The organism is Isoptericola sp. NPDC056573 (assembly GCF_042793335.1).
Taxonomy (GTDB): Bacteria; Actinomycetota; Actinomycetes; order Actinomycetales; family Cellulomonadaceae; genus Isoptericola.
On the sequence record NZ_JBHTUY010000005.1, the window covers coordinates 38,383 to 53,735 of the forward strand.

At 73.8% G+C, this 15,353-nt stretch carries 11 protein-coding genes; 5 read left to right on the forward strand and 6 right to left on the reverse strand.

The window, feature by feature from the left end; translation table 11 throughout:
- Positions 1 to 136: 136 nt before the first annotated feature.
- Together ACFQ8E_RS10015 and ACFQ8E_RS10020 are read right to left on the reverse strand one after the other, a co-directional pair.
- On the reverse strand, positions 137 to 1,378 hold the full coding sequence (locus tag ACFQ8E_RS10015; RefSeq protein WP_430550423.1) for a ThiF family adenylyltransferase: 1,242 nt from the start codon (positions 1,376 to 1,378) through the stop codon (positions 137 to 139).
- Positions 1,375 to 1,800: a DUF3817 domain-containing protein gene (locus ACFQ8E_RS10020; protein ID WP_430550424.1), complete on the reverse strand. Its 426-nt coding sequence runs from the start codon at positions 1,798 to 1,800 to the stop codon at positions 1,375 to 1,377. The genes ACFQ8E_RS10015 and ACFQ8E_RS10020 overlap by 4 nt, the downstream gene beginning before the upstream one ends.
- A 97-nt stretch (positions 1,801 to 1,897) precedes the next feature.
- On the opposite strand from ACFQ8E_RS10020, the gene ACFQ8E_RS10025 reads away from it, so the two are divergent.
- Positions 1,898 to 3,697: an ABC transporter ATP-binding protein gene (locus ACFQ8E_RS10025; protein WP_430550425.1), complete on the forward strand. Its 1,800-nt coding sequence runs from the start codon at positions 1,898 to 1,900 to the stop codon at positions 3,695 to 3,697.
- Positions 3,694 to 5,475 carry an ABC transporter ATP-binding protein gene (locus ACFQ8E_RS10030; RefSeq protein WP_430550426.1) on the forward strand — a complete coding sequence of 594 codons (1,782 nt, stop codon included), beginning with the start codon at positions 3,694 to 3,696 and terminating at the stop codon, positions 5,473 to 5,475. The genes ACFQ8E_RS10025 and ACFQ8E_RS10030 overlap by 4 nt, the downstream gene beginning before the upstream one ends.
- Before the next feature lie 115 nt (positions 5,476 to 5,590).
- On the opposite strand, the gene ACFQ8E_RS10035 is transcribed toward ACFQ8E_RS10030, so the two are convergent.
- Entirely contained in the window at positions 5,591 to 6,202 is a 612-nt protein-coding gene (locus ACFQ8E_RS10035) for a GyrI-like domain-containing protein (RefSeq protein WP_430550427.1), read from the reverse strand.
- A gap of 54 nt (positions 6,203 to 6,256) precedes the next feature.
- The gene (locus tag ACFQ8E_RS10040; protein WP_430550428.1) at positions 6,257 to 7,156 is read right to left on the reverse strand and encodes an SURF1 family protein; all 900 of its coding nucleotides are present in this window, start codon (positions 7,154 to 7,156) and stop codon (positions 6,257 to 6,259) included.
- Positions 7,157 to 7,326: 170 nt separating this feature from the next.
- Between ACFQ8E_RS10040 and ACFQ8E_RS10045 the strand changes: the two genes are divergently transcribed.
- Genes ACFQ8E_RS10045 through ACFQ8E_RS10055 form a run of 3 tightly spaced genes read left to right on the forward strand, consistent with a single transcriptional unit; the run spans position 7,327 to position 13,263 of the window.
- On the forward strand, positions 7,327 to 9,831 hold the full coding sequence (locus tag ACFQ8E_RS10045) for a phosphoketolase (RefSeq protein ID WP_430550429.1): 2,505 nt from the start codon (positions 7,327 to 7,329) through the stop codon (positions 9,829 to 9,831).
- A 31-nt stretch (positions 9,832 to 9,862) separates the two neighbouring features.
- Positions 9,863 to 11,992, forward strand: coding sequence for a phosphate acetyltransferase (gene pta / locus ACFQ8E_RS10050; RefSeq protein ID WP_430550430.1), 2,130 nt, complete (start codon positions 9,863 to 9,865; stop codon positions 11,990 to 11,992).
- Positions 11,989 to 13,263, forward strand: coding sequence for an acetate/propionate family kinase (locus tag ACFQ8E_RS10055; RefSeq protein WP_430550431.1), 1,275 nt, complete (start codon positions 11,989 to 11,991; stop codon positions 13,261 to 13,263). The genes pta and ACFQ8E_RS10055 overlap by 4 nt, the downstream gene beginning before the upstream one ends.
- A 22-nt stretch (positions 13,264 to 13,285) precedes the next feature.
- On the opposite strand, the gene ACFQ8E_RS10060 is transcribed toward ACFQ8E_RS10055, so the two are convergent.
- Both ACFQ8E_RS10060 and ACFQ8E_RS10065 read right to left on the reverse strand, forming a co-directional pair.
- Positions 13,286 to 14,668 carry a GntP family permease gene (locus tag ACFQ8E_RS10060; protein WP_430550432.1) on the reverse strand — a complete coding sequence of 461 codons (1,383 nt, stop codon included), beginning with the start codon at positions 14,666 to 14,668 and terminating at the stop codon, positions 13,286 to 13,288.
- 108 nt (positions 14,669 to 14,776) lie between these two features.
- Positions 14,777 to 15,331 carry a gluconokinase gene (locus ACFQ8E_RS10065; protein WP_430550433.1) on the reverse strand — a complete coding sequence of 185 codons (555 nt, stop codon included), beginning with the start codon at positions 15,329 to 15,331 and terminating at the stop codon, positions 14,777 to 14,779.
- Positions 15,332 to 15,353 lie beyond the last annotated feature (22 nt).

Sequence of the window (15,353 nt, forward strand, 5' to 3'; positions counted from 1 at the left end):
CGCTGCCGAGGTAGTCCGATCCGTGCCGAGGTAGTCCGATCCGTGCCGAGGTAGTCCGATCCGTGCCGAGGTAGTGGTCCGGTCCACTACCTCGCGGAGTCTCGGACTACCTCGGCACGACCCGTGCTCCCCCGCGTCAGACGGCGAGGAGCAGCGCGGGGGCGCCGCCCTCGACGGAGCGGGCATCGACGCCGGCGGCGCGCGCGACGTCGGCCACGCGGGCGGAGCGGGCGCCCGCGGCGCAGACCAGGAGCACCGGGCGGTCGGTGGGCAGCGCCGCGACCGCGGACGCGGCGGCGTCTCCCCCGCCCAGGAACGCGCCGCTCGGCGACACGGTCGCGCCCGCGACGGGGAGCGCCTGGACCTCCCAGCCCTCGCGGACGTCGACGAGCGCGACGGGCGAGCCGCCCGCGAGGAGCGCGGCGGCGTCGACGGCGCTCATGCTGGCGGGGCCGAGTCCGGAGCCCGCGGCGACGGCGGACCCGCCCACGGGTGCGGGCAGGCCGCAGAACGCGGCGTACGCGGCGTCGTCGGCGAGCAGCTCCGCGACGGGCTCGCGGGTCGGGTCCGGGCGGACGGCGAGCTGGCGCCACGAGAGCTCGAGGGCGTCGTAGACGGCGATGCGGCCGAGCAACGTGGTGCCCGCGCCGGTGATCAGCTTGACCGCCTCGGTGGCCATGACCGACCCGACCGTGCCGCACAGCGCGCCGAGCACGCCGCCGGTGGCGCAGTCGGGCACGGTGCCGGGCGGCGGGGGCACGGGGAAGACGTCGCGGTAGGTGACGCCGCGCGTCCTGGTCTCCTCACCGGTGGCGTCGGCCAGCACCGGCGCGCCCCAGAAGACGGCGACCTGGCCGTCGAACTGGTGGATGGCGCCCCACACGACGGGCACGCCGAGGATCTCGGCCGCGTCGGAGACGAGGTAGCGGGTCGGGAAGTTGTCCGCGCCGTCGAGCACGACGTCGTACCCGCCGACGATCTCGAGCACGTTCTCGGGGGTGAGCCGCACGGGGTGGGCCACCACCTCGACGTCGGGCGCGAGGTCGGCGATCCGGTCGCGCGCCGACTCCACCTTGGGCCGGCCGACGTCGGCCGTGCCGTGCACCACCTGGCGCTGCAGGTTGGAGACGTCCACGACGTCGTCGTCCACGACGCCGAGGGTGCCCACCCCGGCGGCCGCGAGGTACTGGAGGGCCGGGCTGCCCAGGCCGCCCGCCCCGACGACGAGCACCCGCGCGGCGGCCAGCCGGCGCTGCCCCTCGGGGCCGACGCCCGGCAGCGGCAGGTGCCGGGCGTACCGGGCGAGGTGCGCGGCGTCCAGCTTCGGGCCGGGCGCGACCAGGGGTGCCAACGACGGAGACGGGGCGAGCGACGTCATGCCGCGTACCGCTCCTCGAGCGCACCGAGCTTCGCGTCGGCGTCGGCGTGCACGCGCTTCTCGAGGATGAACGACATCACCGGCACGACGCCCGCGAACACCATCGTGGCGAGGCGCCCGAAGCCCCAGCGCATCTTCGACCACAGGTCGAGCACCGTGACGAGGTAGACCACGTAGATCCAGCCGTGCGCGAACGGCACCCAGCCCATGTAGTCGACGACGAGCTCGACCGGCACCACGTACTTGAAGAACATCTCGACGCACAGGATCAGCAGCATCACACCGGTGAGGATCGCCATGAACCGGTAGCGCTTGAGGGCTCCGCGAGCCTTGCGGATGGCGGCCTCGGCCTGGGCCTGGCTGGCGCCGCCGGCGGGCGACGACGAGGGCTGCGGGGCGGGGGTCTGCTGCGGCGTGCTCACCCCAGCATCGTAGGCGCGGACCCGGGCCGGTCGGACCCGAGGACGCCGTGGTTAATCCGTGGCCCCGTGTCGGCGGCCGTTCGTAGGCTGGATCACCGTGCGACCCCTCCCCCTGCCCGACGTGGGCAACCCTCCTCTGACGTCCCCCGCCCGGCTCCTGGCCTGGCAGGGGTGGCGCCAGCGCGACGTGCTCGCGAAGTCCCTGGTGGCGGGCGTGGTGGCGATGCTCGCGTCCGCCGCGGCCCCGCTGCTCATCGGTCGTGCCATCGACGAGGGGCTGTCGCAGGGCTTCGACGGCCCGCTGTTCGCCTGGTGCGGGGCGATGCTCGGCGCCGCCGCCGTCATCGTCGTCGCGGGCATCTTCAACCACATCTGGGACGTCGAGAACTGGGTGCGGGCGTCGCTGTCGTTCTCCCAGCTCGTGGGCTACAAGGCCTCGCGCGCCGGGCACGCGATCACGCGCAAGCTGCCCACCGGCGAGGTCGTCTCCGCCGTCGCCAACGACGCCTTGCGCGTGGGCGACATGTTCTCCATGGCCGGCCGGTTCACGGGCGGCGTGATCGCGTACGTGGTCGTCGTGGCGATCATGCTCTCCCAGCACGTCCAGCTCGGCCTGGTGCTGGCGCTCGGCATCCCGGCGGTGGCGGCCGTGCTCGGCCTGCTGGTCAAGCCGCTGCAGTCGCGCCAGACGACGCAGCGCGAGGCCACGGGACGGCTCACGTCGCTCGGTGCGGACACCGTCTCGGGCCTGCGCATCCTGCGCGGCATCGGCGGCGAGGACGAGTTCGCGGCCCGCTACGCGCGCCAGTCGCAGGAGGTGCGGCACCAGGGCGTGCGCGTCGCGGTGCTCCAGTCGGTGCTCGACGGGCTGCAGGTGCTGCTGCCCGGCCTGCTCGCCGCGCTGGTGCTGTGGCTCGGCGCCCGGGCCGCCGTCCGCGGCGAGATCACCAGCGGCCAGCTCGTGACGTTCTACGGCTACGCGGCCTTCCTCGCGTGGCCGGTGCAGATGGCCACGCAGATGCTGCAGATGGTGATCCGCGCCGTCATCTCCTCGCGCAAGATCCTCGACGTGCTGCGCGTCACCGAGGCGACGCCCTCGACCTCGACGCCCACGGACGCGCCGGCCACCGGCGCCGACCTCGCCGACGAGGCGAGCGGCCTCGTGCTGCGCGAGGGCCGCGTGCTCGGGCTGGTCAGCGCCGACCCGGACGCCTCCGCGCGCGTCGCGACGCGGCTCGGGCGGCTCGACGACGAGGCCGAGGCCGGCACGCCGGTCCGGCTCGGCGGCGTGCCGCTGGCCGACCTCGACAAGGAGGTGCTGCGCCGCCGCGTCGTGATCTCCGAGGCGACGCCGCACCTGTTCTCGGGCGTGCTCGGCGAGGCGCTCGACGCCCGCGGCCGCGCCACCGAGGCCGACCTCCTGGCCGCGATGGTCACCGCGGACGCGCACGACGTGCTCGACAGCGTGCCCGGCGGCCTCGCCGGCGACCTGCCCGAGAAGGGCCGCTCCCTGTCGGGCGGCCAGCGGCAGCGCGTCGCCCTGGCGCGGGCCCTGCTCACCGAGCCGGAGATCCTCGTGCTCGTGGAGCCCACCAGCGCGGTGGACGCCCACACCGAGGCGCGGATCGCGGAGCGGGTGGCCGAGGTGCGCCGCGGCCGCACGACGCTCGTCGTCACCGCCAGCCCGCTCGTGCTCGACCACCTGGACGAGGTCGTGCTGCTCGACGACGACGCCACGGTCGCCGCGTCCGGCACGCACGCCGAGCTGCTCGCCCGCCGCGACGCCCACGGCGCCGCGTACCGCGCCGTCGTCGGCCGCAGCATGGCGGAGGACACCGCCGACGACGCCGACGCCGACGAGATCACCGACACCGACCTGGAAGGAGCCGCGCGATGAGCGCCCCCGCCGCCGCGACCCCCCGGGCCGGCACCGTGAACCCGAACCTGCTGCCCATCGCCGACCGCGCCGAGGTGAACCGCACGGTGGGCCGCCTGTTCCGGCGCCACCGCGGCCAGCTCGGCGGCGTCGCCGTGCTGCACACCCTCGCCGCGCTGGCCGGCCTGGCGGGCCCGTTCCTGCTGGGCCGGATCATCGACGAGGTCGCCGCCGGCACCACGCTCTCCGCGGTCGACACCCTCGCGCTGGTGCTCCTCGGCGCCGTCGTCGCGCAGGCCGTGATCACGCGGTACGCGCAGCGGCTGTCCATGGTCTTCGGCGAGCGCGTCTTCGCGGACCTGCGCGAGGAGTTCATGGACGCCGTGACGCGGCTGCCGCTGTCCACGGTGGAGAAGGCGGGCACCGGCGACCTCGTCGCGCGCACCACCAACGACGTCAACAAGCTGCAGCACGCCGTGCGGTTCGGCGTGCCGCGGGTGCTCGTGTGCGTCGTGACGATCGTGCTCACGCTGGTCGCGTCGTTCCTCGCGAGCCCACTCGTGGCGGTCGGGCTGCTCACCGGTGTCCCGCTGATCGTCGTGGCCACGCGCTGGTACCTCCGGCGCGCGACGCCGGGCTACCTGCGCGAGTCCGCCGCGTACGCGACGATCAACGGCTCCATCACCGAGGCCGTCGAGGGCGCCCGCACCACCGACGCGCTGCACCTCGGCGCCCGGATCCGCCGGCGCATCGACCGCGACCTGCGCGAGGCGTTCGACGCCGAGTCGTACACCCTGGGCCTGCGGCTGCGGCTCATCCCGGCCCTGGACGCGGCGGTCGCGATCGCGCCGATCGTCGTCATCCTCTGGGGCGGCTGGCTCGTGTCGCAGGACCTCACCACGGTGGGCATCGTCGCGACCATCGCGATGTACGGCCACCAGATGGGCGGCCCGGTGTTCGACCTCGTGTTCTGGCTCGACGAGCTGCAGGTCGCGGCCGTCGCGCTGGCGCGCGTCGTCGGCGTCGGGCTGGTCGGCCCGGACCGCACGGCCGGCACCGCCGTGCCGACGTCGGAGGAGGTGCGGGCCCGGTCCGTGCGGTACGCGTACCGCGAGGGCCACGACGTGCTGCACGGCATCGACCTCGACCTCGCGCCGGGCGAACGGCTGGCCGTCGTCGGGCCGTCCGGCGCGGGCAAGTCCACGCTGGGCCGCATGCTCGCGGGCATCCACCCGCCCACCGGCGGGTCGGTCACCGTGGGCGACGTGCCGCTCGTCGAGCTGCCGCTGGAGGACCTGCGCCACCACGTCGCGCTGGTCACCCAGGAGCACCACGTGTTCGTCGGGTCGCTGGCGGAGAACCTGCGGCTGGCCGACACGTCGGCCACCGACGACGCGCTGTGGGGCGCGCTCGGCGCGGTCGACGCCGCGTCGTGGGCCGCGGACCTGCCGGACGGGCTGGAGACGGCCGTCGGGTCTGGCGGGCACACGCTCACGCCGGCCCAGGCGCAGCAGGTCGCGCTCGCGCGGCTGGTGCTGCTCGACCCGCACACGCTCGTCCTCGACGAGGCGACGTCGCTGCTCGACCCGCGCGCCGCCCGCCACCTGGAGCGGTCGCTCAACGCCGTGCTCACCGGTCGCACGGTGGTCGCCATCGCGCACCGCCTGCACACCGCGCACGACGCCGACCGTGTCGCCGTCGTCGACGGCGGCCGCATCACCGAGATCGGCCCGCACGACGACCTCGTCGCCGCCGGCGGGGACTACGCCAGGCTCTGGCACAGCTGGCAGCACGAGTGAGCGCGGGGTAGTCCGCCTCTCGCCGAGGTGGTCCCGATCCTGCCGAGGTCGTTCCCTCCCGCACGGAGCAGGGGACTACCTCGGCAGGATCGGTGCTACCTCGCGGCGCGAGGGACTACCTCGGCGCGACGGGCTGGCGGATCAGCGTGCGCAGCTTCTCGGGGGCCGTGCGGCGCAGGTCGGACAGATAGATCTCGTGGTGCAGGCCGCCCAGCGCCCGCCCCTCGGCCTCGACGAACGCGTGCAGCCGCTCGATGGTCGCGGGCTCGGTGGCGAACGGGCCGCGGTGCAGCACCTGGGCGGCGTCGCCCTCGTCGTAGCGCTCCAGGCGGACGCGGTCGCCCGCCGGGGGCTGCTTCGCCGCGACGGCACGGGACGTCACCTCGGCCGCGTCCACGTGCTCGACGGCGTCCGGGAGGCTGATCATCAGCGTCCAGCGCCACTCGTCCTTGGCGTCCACGCTGAACCGGCTCATGTCGTCGGCCCACCACAGGCCCTCGAGCGGCATGACGGTGTACGCGTCGCCCGTGGCCTCCTTGACCGCCGCCCGCAGGGCGTACGCGAGCGGGTACAGCGTCTCGACCGCCTCGCGGTAGGCCGGTGCCGTGTTCGGGTCGCCCTCGCCGTCCACCATCAGGAAGGGGCGGGGCGGCAGCGTCACCAGGGCCGGCGTCGTCGTGGCGCGGTAGTGCAGCCGCGGCTCGCGCTTGAGGTCGATGGCCGTCATCCGGTCAGCGTGGCACAGGAGGCCCGCCCGGCTCGTGCGAGACCTGCCGGTCGTCTAGCCGGGCAGCCCCGCGATGCCGGTGCCCACCGGGTCGTCGGAGTCGTCGTGCGTGCTGCCGCGCCTCGTCCCGGCCGCCTCGTCGCGCACGAGCCGGACCCACAGCAGCACGGCGAAGAGCCCGAACACCCACCACTGCAGCGCGTAGAACAGGTTCTGCAGGTTGACGCCGTCGCTGCCCTCGAGCACGGGCCGCGGCAGCGGCGCGGGACCGCCCTCGGCGGCGGTCGCCTGCGCGGGGTCGGACGTCGTGAGCACCATGTAGCCGGAGTAGATCGGCCCGCCCCAGGTGTTCACCAGCGCGCCGGTGGAGATCGAGTCGGTGAGCGGCGGGCCGTCCGGGTCGTCGGGCAGCGGCTCGCCGCCCTCCTGCACGGACTCCGACGCCTGCACCCACCCGGTGACGCGCACGTCGCCGTCCGGGACGTCGAGCGCCGCGGCGTCCGGGGTGGGCGAGTCCACCCAGCCCCGCACGACCGGCAGGACCGGCGGCCCCGACAGGTCCGCCCACGAGGACCCGCCCGTGCCGTCGTCGGTGACGCGCAGCGGGGTGAGCACCAGGTAGCCGGTGCGGCCGTCCAGCGCGCGCCCGGCGACGAGCATCTGCCCCTCGGCCTCGTACTCCCCCGTGACCCACGCCTCGGTGCCGACCAGCTCGCCGGGGAACGACGTCTGCGGCGGGAGCAGGGTGCCCAGCGCCTCCGGGCCGTGCGAGGCCTGCTCGGCCGCCTCCTGCTGGGCGGCGAGCTCGGCGCGCTGGTAGGCGCGGTCGAGCTGCCACACGCCGAGCCGGCCGCACACGGCGGCGGCGAGCAGGAAGAGGAGCAGGATCCCGATCATGCGGGGCTGGAGGGCCACCGCCCAGAACGACCTGCGGGCGGGCTGGGGGCTGGGCACGGCACCACCGTAATCGGCCCGGGGCCCGGCCCGGGAATCCGTGCCCCGGATCATCTGACACCCCGCCAGATCGACGTCACGCGCTCTGACCTCGCCGGTCGTGCTGCATTCGGGCACCGGGTGCGGTGGAATGAAGGCGCCGGTCTTCCCCCGAGCCCCAGGAGCGTGTGATGAGCACCACGACCACCCCGACCGTCAGCCCCACGCCATGGCGCGCGGGCGCCGGTACCGAGCTCACGGCCGAGACGATCGAACGGATCGACCGGTGGTGGCGAGCGGCGAACTACCTGTCGGTCGGTCAGATCTACCTGCTCGACAACCCGCTGCTGCGCGAGCCCCTCACCCGCGACCACGTCAAGCCGCGCCTGCTGGGCCACTGGGGCACGACGCCGGGCCTGAACTTCCTGTACGCCCACCTCAACCGGGCGATCAAGGAGCGCGAGCAGTCCACGGTCTACGTCGCCGGCCCCGGCCACGGTGGCCCCGGACTCGTCGCGAGCACGTACCTCGACGGCACGTACTCCGAGCTCTACTCGGACATCACCGAGGACACCGACGGCGTGCGCCGCCTGTTCCGCCAGTTCTCGTTCCCTGGCGGCATCCCGAGCCACGTCGCCCCGGAGACGCCCGGTTCCATCCACGAGGGCGGCGAGCTGGGCTACGCCCTCTCGCACGCCTACGGCGCGGTGTTCGACAACCCGGACCTGCTGGTGGCGGCGGTCGTGGGCGACGGCGAGGCCGAGACCGGCCCGCTCGCCACGAGCTGGCACTCGAACAAGCTGCTCAACCCCGCGCAGGACGGCGTCGTGCTGCCGATCCTGCACCTCAACGGGTACAAGATCGCGAACCCCACGATCCTCGACCGCATCGGCCGCGACGAGCTCGAGTCGCTCATGGTCGGGTACGGGCACAAGCCGCACTGGTTCGAGGTGGCCGACGGCACCGACGAGTCGCACGAGTCGATCCACCGCCGCTTCGCCGCGGTGCTGGACGAGGTGCTCGACGAGATCGCCGCGATCAAGGCGCAGGCCGCCGTCGAGGGTGTGGACATGGCGCGCCCGGCGTGGCCGATGATCGTGTTCCGCACGCCGAAGGGCTGGACGGGCCCGGAGTACATCGACGGCAAGAAGACGGTGGGCTCGTGGCGGGCGCACCAGGTGCCGCTCGCGAGCGCCCGGGACACGCCCGAGCACCTCCAGGTGCTGGAGACGTGGCTCAAGTCGTACCGGGCCGAGGAGCTCTTCGACGACGACGGCCGCATCCTCGACGACATCCGCGAGCTGGCCCCGCCCGGCGAGCTGCGCATGAGCGCCAACCCGCACGCGAACGGCGGCGTGCTGCTGCGCGACCTGCGCCTGCCCGACTTCCGCGACTTCGGCGTCGACGTCTCCGCGCCGGGTGCCGGCGCGGTGGAGGCGCCGCGCGTGCTGGGCCAGTTCCTCACCGAGGTGATCCGCCGCAACCCGGACAACTTCCGGATCTTCGGCCCGGACGAGACGGCGTCCAACCGCCTGCAGGCCACGTTCGACGTCACCGGCAAGCAGTGGAACGCCGAGTACTTCTCGCCGGAGGTCGACGAGCACCTGGTCCGCGCCGGCCGCGTGATGGAGCAGCTGAGCGAGCACCAGTGCCAGGGCTGGCTGGAGGGCTACCTGCTCACCGGGCGGCACGGCCTGTTCACCAGCTACGAGGCCTTCATCCACATCGTCGACTCGATGTTCAACCAGCACGCCAAGTGGCTCAAGGTCACCAACCACATCCCGTGGCGGCGGCCGATCGCGAGCCTCAACTACCTGCTCTCCAGCCACGTGTGGCGCCAGGACCACAACGGCTTCAGCCACCAGGACCCGGGCTTCATCGACCACGTCGTGAACAAGAAGGCCGAGATCGTGCGGGTGTACCTGCCGCCGGACGCGAACACCCTGCTGAGCACCTACGACCACTGCCTGCGCTCGCGCCAGTACGTGAACGTCGTCGTCGCGGGCAAGCAGCCGGCGCCGCAGTTCCTCACGATGGAGCAGGCGGTGGCGCACTGCACCCGCGGCCTGGGCATCTGGGAGTGGGCGGGCACCGAGGTCGAGGGCGAGGACCCGGACGTCGTGCTCGGCGCGGCGGGCGACGTGCCCACCCTCGAGGTGCTCGCGGCGGCCGACATCCTGCGCCACCGCGTCCCCGACCTCAAGGTCCGCGTGGTCAACGTCGTCGACCTCATGCGGCTGCAGGACGAGAAGGAGCACCCGCACGGCCTGTCCGACAAGGACTTCGACACGCTGTTCACCGCCGACAAGCCGGTGATCTTCAACTACCACGGCTACCCGTGGCTCATCCACCGCCTCACGTACCGGCGCACCAACCACGCCAACATCCACGTGCGCGGGTACAAGGAGGAGGGCACCACGACGACGCCCTTCGACATGGCGATGCTCAACGACATCGACCGGTACCACCTCGTGGTCGACGTCATCGACCGGGTGCCGGCCCTGCGCTCGCGGTACGCGGGCCTGCGGCAGGAGATGGTCGACGCCCGCCTCGCGGCCCGGCAGTACACGCGCGAGCACGGCGAGGACATCCCCGAGGTGCGCGACTGGGTGTGGCCGGACGTCGGCGAGACGGGCACCGAGAACGGCGGTCCCCAGTACGACGCCGCGGCGGCGACGGGCGGCGACAACGAATGACAGGGGACGCACGAATGACAGGTGACGCCGCGTGACCGGCTCGACCCGCTCGATCTACATCGCCTCCCCCGAGGGCGAGACCGGCAAGTCGACGGTCGCGCTGGGCGTGCTGGACCTCCTGGTCCGGCAGGTCTCCCGCGTCGGGGTGTTCCGGGCCGTCTCCCGCGTGCCGTCGCCGCCGGCGTCGGACGCGGGGGGCGACGCCCCGCGCGACCACGTGCTGGAGATGCTGCTCGCGCACGACGGCGTGGACCTGTCCTACGAGGACGCGGTCGGCGTCACCTACGACGACGTCCACGCGGACCCGGAGGCCGCGCTCGCCCGCATCCTCGACCGCTACCACGCGGTCGCGGAGCGGTGCGACGCCGTCGTCGTGGTCGGCACGGACTACACGGACGTCGCGGGCGCCACGGAGCTGGCGTTCAACGCGCGCGTGGCGGCCAACCTGGGCGCCCCGGTGCTGCTCGTGGCCTCGGGCCGCGAGCGCTCGCCGGAGGACGTGCGCGCCCTGGTGCGCCTCAGCCTGTCCGAGCTGCGCGCGAACCACGCGCAGCCGGTGGGCGTCGTCGTGAACCGGTGCACCCCGGCGGTGCTCGCGGCGGCGACCACGGCGGTGGTCGGCGACGCGGACCTGCCGGTGTGGACCATCCCCGAGGAGCCGTTCCTGCACGCGCCGACGGTCGGCCGCCTGACCGAGGCGGTGCAGGGCAGGCTCATGCTCGGCGACGCCGACCTGCTGGGCCGAGAGGCGCTGGAGGTGATCGTCGGGGCGATGTCGTTCGAGCACGTGCTCGACCACCTCTCCGACGGCGCGGTCGTCATCCTCCCCGGCGACCGCTCCGACGTGCTGCTCGGGCTGCTGTCGGCGCACTCCGCCGCCACGTTCCCCTCCCTGGCGGGCATCGTGCTCACCGGCGGGTACGTGCCGCGCGGCGCGATCGCGCAGCTGCTGTCGGCGCTCGGGCCGCGCGTGCCGGTGGTCGCGACCGCGCTCGACACGTTCCAGGCGGCCCGCCGCGCGGCGGAGACGCACGGCTACGTCACGGTCGCCTCGACGCGCAAGATCGACGTCGCGCGCGCCCTGTTCGAGCAGCACGTGGACGGCGCGGAGCTGCTGGCCCGCCTCGACCTGCCGCGCACGCGCGTCGTCACGCCGCTGATGTTCGAGTACGAGCTCATCGAGCGGGCGCGCGGCGACCGGCGCCGCGTCGTGCTGCCCGAAGGGGACGACGACCGCATCCTGCGCGCCGCGTCGACCGTGCTGGCCCGCGGGATCGCGGACCTCGTGATCCTGGGCGACGAGACGTCGATCCGCGCCCGGGCGGCCGAGCTGGGCCTCGACATCGCCGCCGCCACCGTCCTGTCCCCCACCGACCCCGAGCACGTCGAGAGGTTCAGCGCCGAGTACGCGAGGCTCCGGGCGCACAAGGGCATGACGGTGGAGCGGGCCAAGGAGATCGTCACCGACGTGTCGTACTTCGGCACGATGATGGTGCACCTCGGCCTCGCGGACGGCATGGTGTCGGGCGCCGCGCACACGACGGCGCACACCATCCGGCCGTCGTTCGAGATCGTCAAGACGCAGCCGGGCGTCTCCGTGGTGTCGTCGGTGTTCCTCATGTGCCTGCAGGACCGCGTGCTGGTGTACGGCGACTGCGCCGTGATCCCCGACCCGACCGCGGAGCAGCTCGCGGACATCGCCATCTCGTCGTCCGCGACGGCGGCGCAGTTCGGCGTCGACCCGAAGGTCGCGATGCTGTCCTACTCGACGGGCACGTCCGGCTCGGGCGCGGACGTCGACAAGGTGCGCACCGCGACCGGGCTGGTCCGCGAGCGCCGCCCCGACCTGTCGGTGGAGGGCCCCATCCAGTACGACGCCGCCGTGGACGCGTCGGTCGCGAAGTCGAAGCTGCCGGAGTCGGCGGTGGCCGGGCAGGCGACGGTGTTCGTCTTCCCGGACCTCAACACCGGTAACAACACCTACAAGGCCGTGCAGCGCTCGGCCGGGGCCGTCGCCGTCGGCCCCGTGCTGCAGGGCCTGAACAAGCCGGTCAACGACCTGTCGCGCGGCGCGCTGGTCGCGGACATCGTCAACACCGTCGCCATCACGGCGATCCAGGCCCAGTCGTTCGGGGCACAGGCACAGGAGGCCACCGCATGAGCATCGTCCCCGAGGCCGAGCGGCCCACCCCGTACAGCGCGTACGGGGCGCACGGCTCCGTGCTGGTGCTCAACTCGGGCTCGTCGTCGCTCAAGTACCAGCTGGTCAACCCCGTGGGCGGGGAGGCGATCGCCGCCGGCACGATCGAGCGGATCGGCGAGCCGTCCGGCATCGTCACGCACACGTTCGCGGGCAACAAGACCCGCCGCGAGCTCGAGGTGCCCGACCACGGGGAGGCGCTGCGGATCGCGCTCGGCCTGTTCGACGAGATCGGCCCGCGCCTGGCGGACGCCGGCATCTACGCCGTCGGGCACCGGGTGGTGCACGGCGGTGCGGAGTTCTCGGGCCCGGTCGTGGTGGACGACGACGTCGTGGCGCGCATCGACGCCCTGGTGCCGCTCGCGCCGCTGCACAACCCGGCCAACGTGCAGGGCATCCGGGTGGCGCGCGAGCTGCTGTCCGACGTGCCGCACGTCGCCGTCTTCGACACGGCGTTCTTCTCCGCCCTGCCCGCCGAGGCGTACACGTACGCGATCGACCGCCAGGTGGCGCAGGAGTACGACGTGCGCCGGTACGGCTTCCACGGCACCAGCCACCAGTACGTGGCGGGCAAGGTGGCGCGGGTGCTGGGCCGCCGCGTGCAGGACCTGCACACGATCGTGCTGCACCTGGGCAACGGGGCGTCCGCGTCGGCGGTGGCGGGTGGCGTCCCCATCGACACCTCCATGGGGCTGACGCCGCTGGAGGGCCTGGTCATGGGCACGCGGTCGGGCGACATCGACCCGGCCGTCGTCTTCCACCTGGCGCGGAACGCCGAGATGGGCATCGACGAGCTCGACACGCTGCTCAACAAGCGCTCGGGGATGCTGGGCCTGTCGGGCGTGAACGACTTCCGCGAGCTCCGGCGTCTCATCGACGACGGCGACGAGGCGGCCTCGCTCGCGTTCGACGTCTACGTCCACCGCCTGAAGAAGTACGTGGGCGCCTACGCCGCCCTGCTGGGGCGGGTGGACGTCATCGCGTTCACCGCGGGGGTGGGCGAGAACGACACCGCCGTCCGCGCCGCCGTCTGCGAGGGGCTCGAGGGCATGGGCATCGCCGTCGACCCGGTCCGCAACACCGCGCGGGCCGGCGGGGAGCGCATCATCTCCCCCGACTGGACGTCCACGCTGGTGATGGTGATCCCGACGATGGAGGAGCTCGCCATCGCCCGGCAGTGCGTGGAGGCGGTCGAGCACCTGCGTCCCTCGTCGTCGGTCACGGCGGGCTGACGCCGGCCGCGGCGCGCGCGCCTCAGGCCAGCGCGAACGCCACGCAGGCGATCCCGAAGCCCATGACGCCGATCGCCGTCTCCATGACGGTCCACGTGCGCAGCGTGGTCTTCACGTCCATGTCGAAGAACCGGCCCACGAGCCAGAACCCCGAGTCGTTGACGTGGCTGAGCACCACGGAGCCGGCCGCCACGGCGACGACGATCGCGGCGGTCGCGAGCTGGCTGAACCCGCCGGCGGCGACGGCCGGCGCGATGAGCCCGGCCGCCGTCGTGAGCGCCACCGTGGCGGAGCCCTGCGCGACCCGCAGCACGGCCGAGATGACGAACCCGGCGACGATGACGGGGAGCCCCAGGTCGGCGAGGACGTCGGCGAGCGCGTCACCGATGCCGGACGACCGCAGCACGCCGCCGAACATGCCGCCGGCGCCGGTGATGAGGATGACGGAGCAGACGGGCCCCAGCGCGGAGTCGAGCGTCTGCTCCAGCACGGTGCCCTCGACGCCCCGGCGACGACCGAGCGCCCAGGCCGCCACGAGGACGGAGACCAGCAGCGCGACCGGCGTGGAGCCCACGACGCCCGCCCAGGTCACGACCGGGCTCTCGGCGGCGACCCAGCCCGCGGAGACCGCGGTCTCCAGCCCGGTGTTGGCGAAGATCAGCACGAGCGGGAGCAGGAGGATGCCGACGACCGTGCCGAAGCGCGGCGGGTTCGCGATCTGCACCGCGTCCGCACGGCCGAGGATCGCGGGCACGGGGAGCTCGAAGCGCCGGCCGGCGAACCGGCCGAAGAGGTAGGCCGTGACGTACCAGGTGGGGATCGCGATGATCAGCCCGAGGAGCAGGACCATGCCGACGTTCGCGCCGAGGAACTCCGACGCGGCGACCGGGCCCGGGTGCGGCGGCACGAAGACGTGCATCACCGAGAACGCGCCGGCCACGGGCAGGCCGTAGAGGAGCAGCGAGCCGCCGAGGCGGTGCGCCACCGCGAACACGATCGGCAGCATCACCACGAGGCCGGCGTCGAAGAAGATCGGGAAGCCGAAGATCAGCGAGGCCACGCCGAGGGCGAGCGGGGCACGCTTCTCTCCGAACCGCGCGATGAGCACGTCGGTCATCACCTTGGCGCCGCCGCTGGTCTCGATCAGCCGCCCCAGCATCGCGCCGAGCCCGACGAGCAGGGCGACCGACGCCAGCGTGGAGCCGAAGCCGTCCAGCAGCACGTCCAGGATGCCGCCGCTGGGCAGGCCCGCCGCCACCGCGGTGAGCACGCTGACCAGCACGAGCGCGAGGAACGCGTGCAGGCGCACCTTGATGATGAGCAGGAGCAGGAGCGCGACGGCTCCCGCGGCGATGGCGAGCAGCGGCCCGGCCGTGAGGGTCTGGGTCCAGTCGTCTGTGGGCATGGCGAGGTCCTCGTCGACGGTCGTACGGGTGGTGGGGAGGTGCGTGCCGGTCCGGCCGGCGGGAGCGCGCGGCTCCGGTGCGTCGGGCCGGTGAGTCGGGCCGGTGGCTCAGGCCCGGTCGGCGAGCCAGCCGAGCACGGAGTCGACGATCTGCTCCGGCGCCGCGGCGACGTCGATCCGGATGCCGTCCTCGTCGCCGGTGAGCGGCTCGAGCGTGGCGAGCTGGGACGGCAGGAGCGCCGGGGGCATGAAGTGCCCGCTGCGGTGCGCCATGCGGTCGGCGAGGAGCTCGGGGCTGCCGTCGAGGTGGACGAACCGCACCCGGCCGTGCGCGCCGCGCAGCACGTCGCGGTAGGTGCGCTTGAGCGCCGAGCAGGTGACGACGGCGGACCTGCCGGCGTCGGTCTCGCCGGTCAGCCAGTCGCGGATGGCGGCGAGCCAGGGGGCGCGGTCGGCGTCGGTGAGGGGCGTGCCCGCCGACATCTTGTCGATGTTGGCCTGGGGGTGGAACTCGTCGGCCTCGGCGACGTCGAGGCCGAGGCGCGCGGCGAGGAGCCCGGCGATCGTGGTCTTGCCCGAGCCGGCGACGCCCATCACGACGAGGTGCCCGGCGACCGGCGGCCGCGGCGCGCGCTCGGCCCGCGCGTCACCGGTGGCGTCCATGACGACAGTGTCCATCTCGACT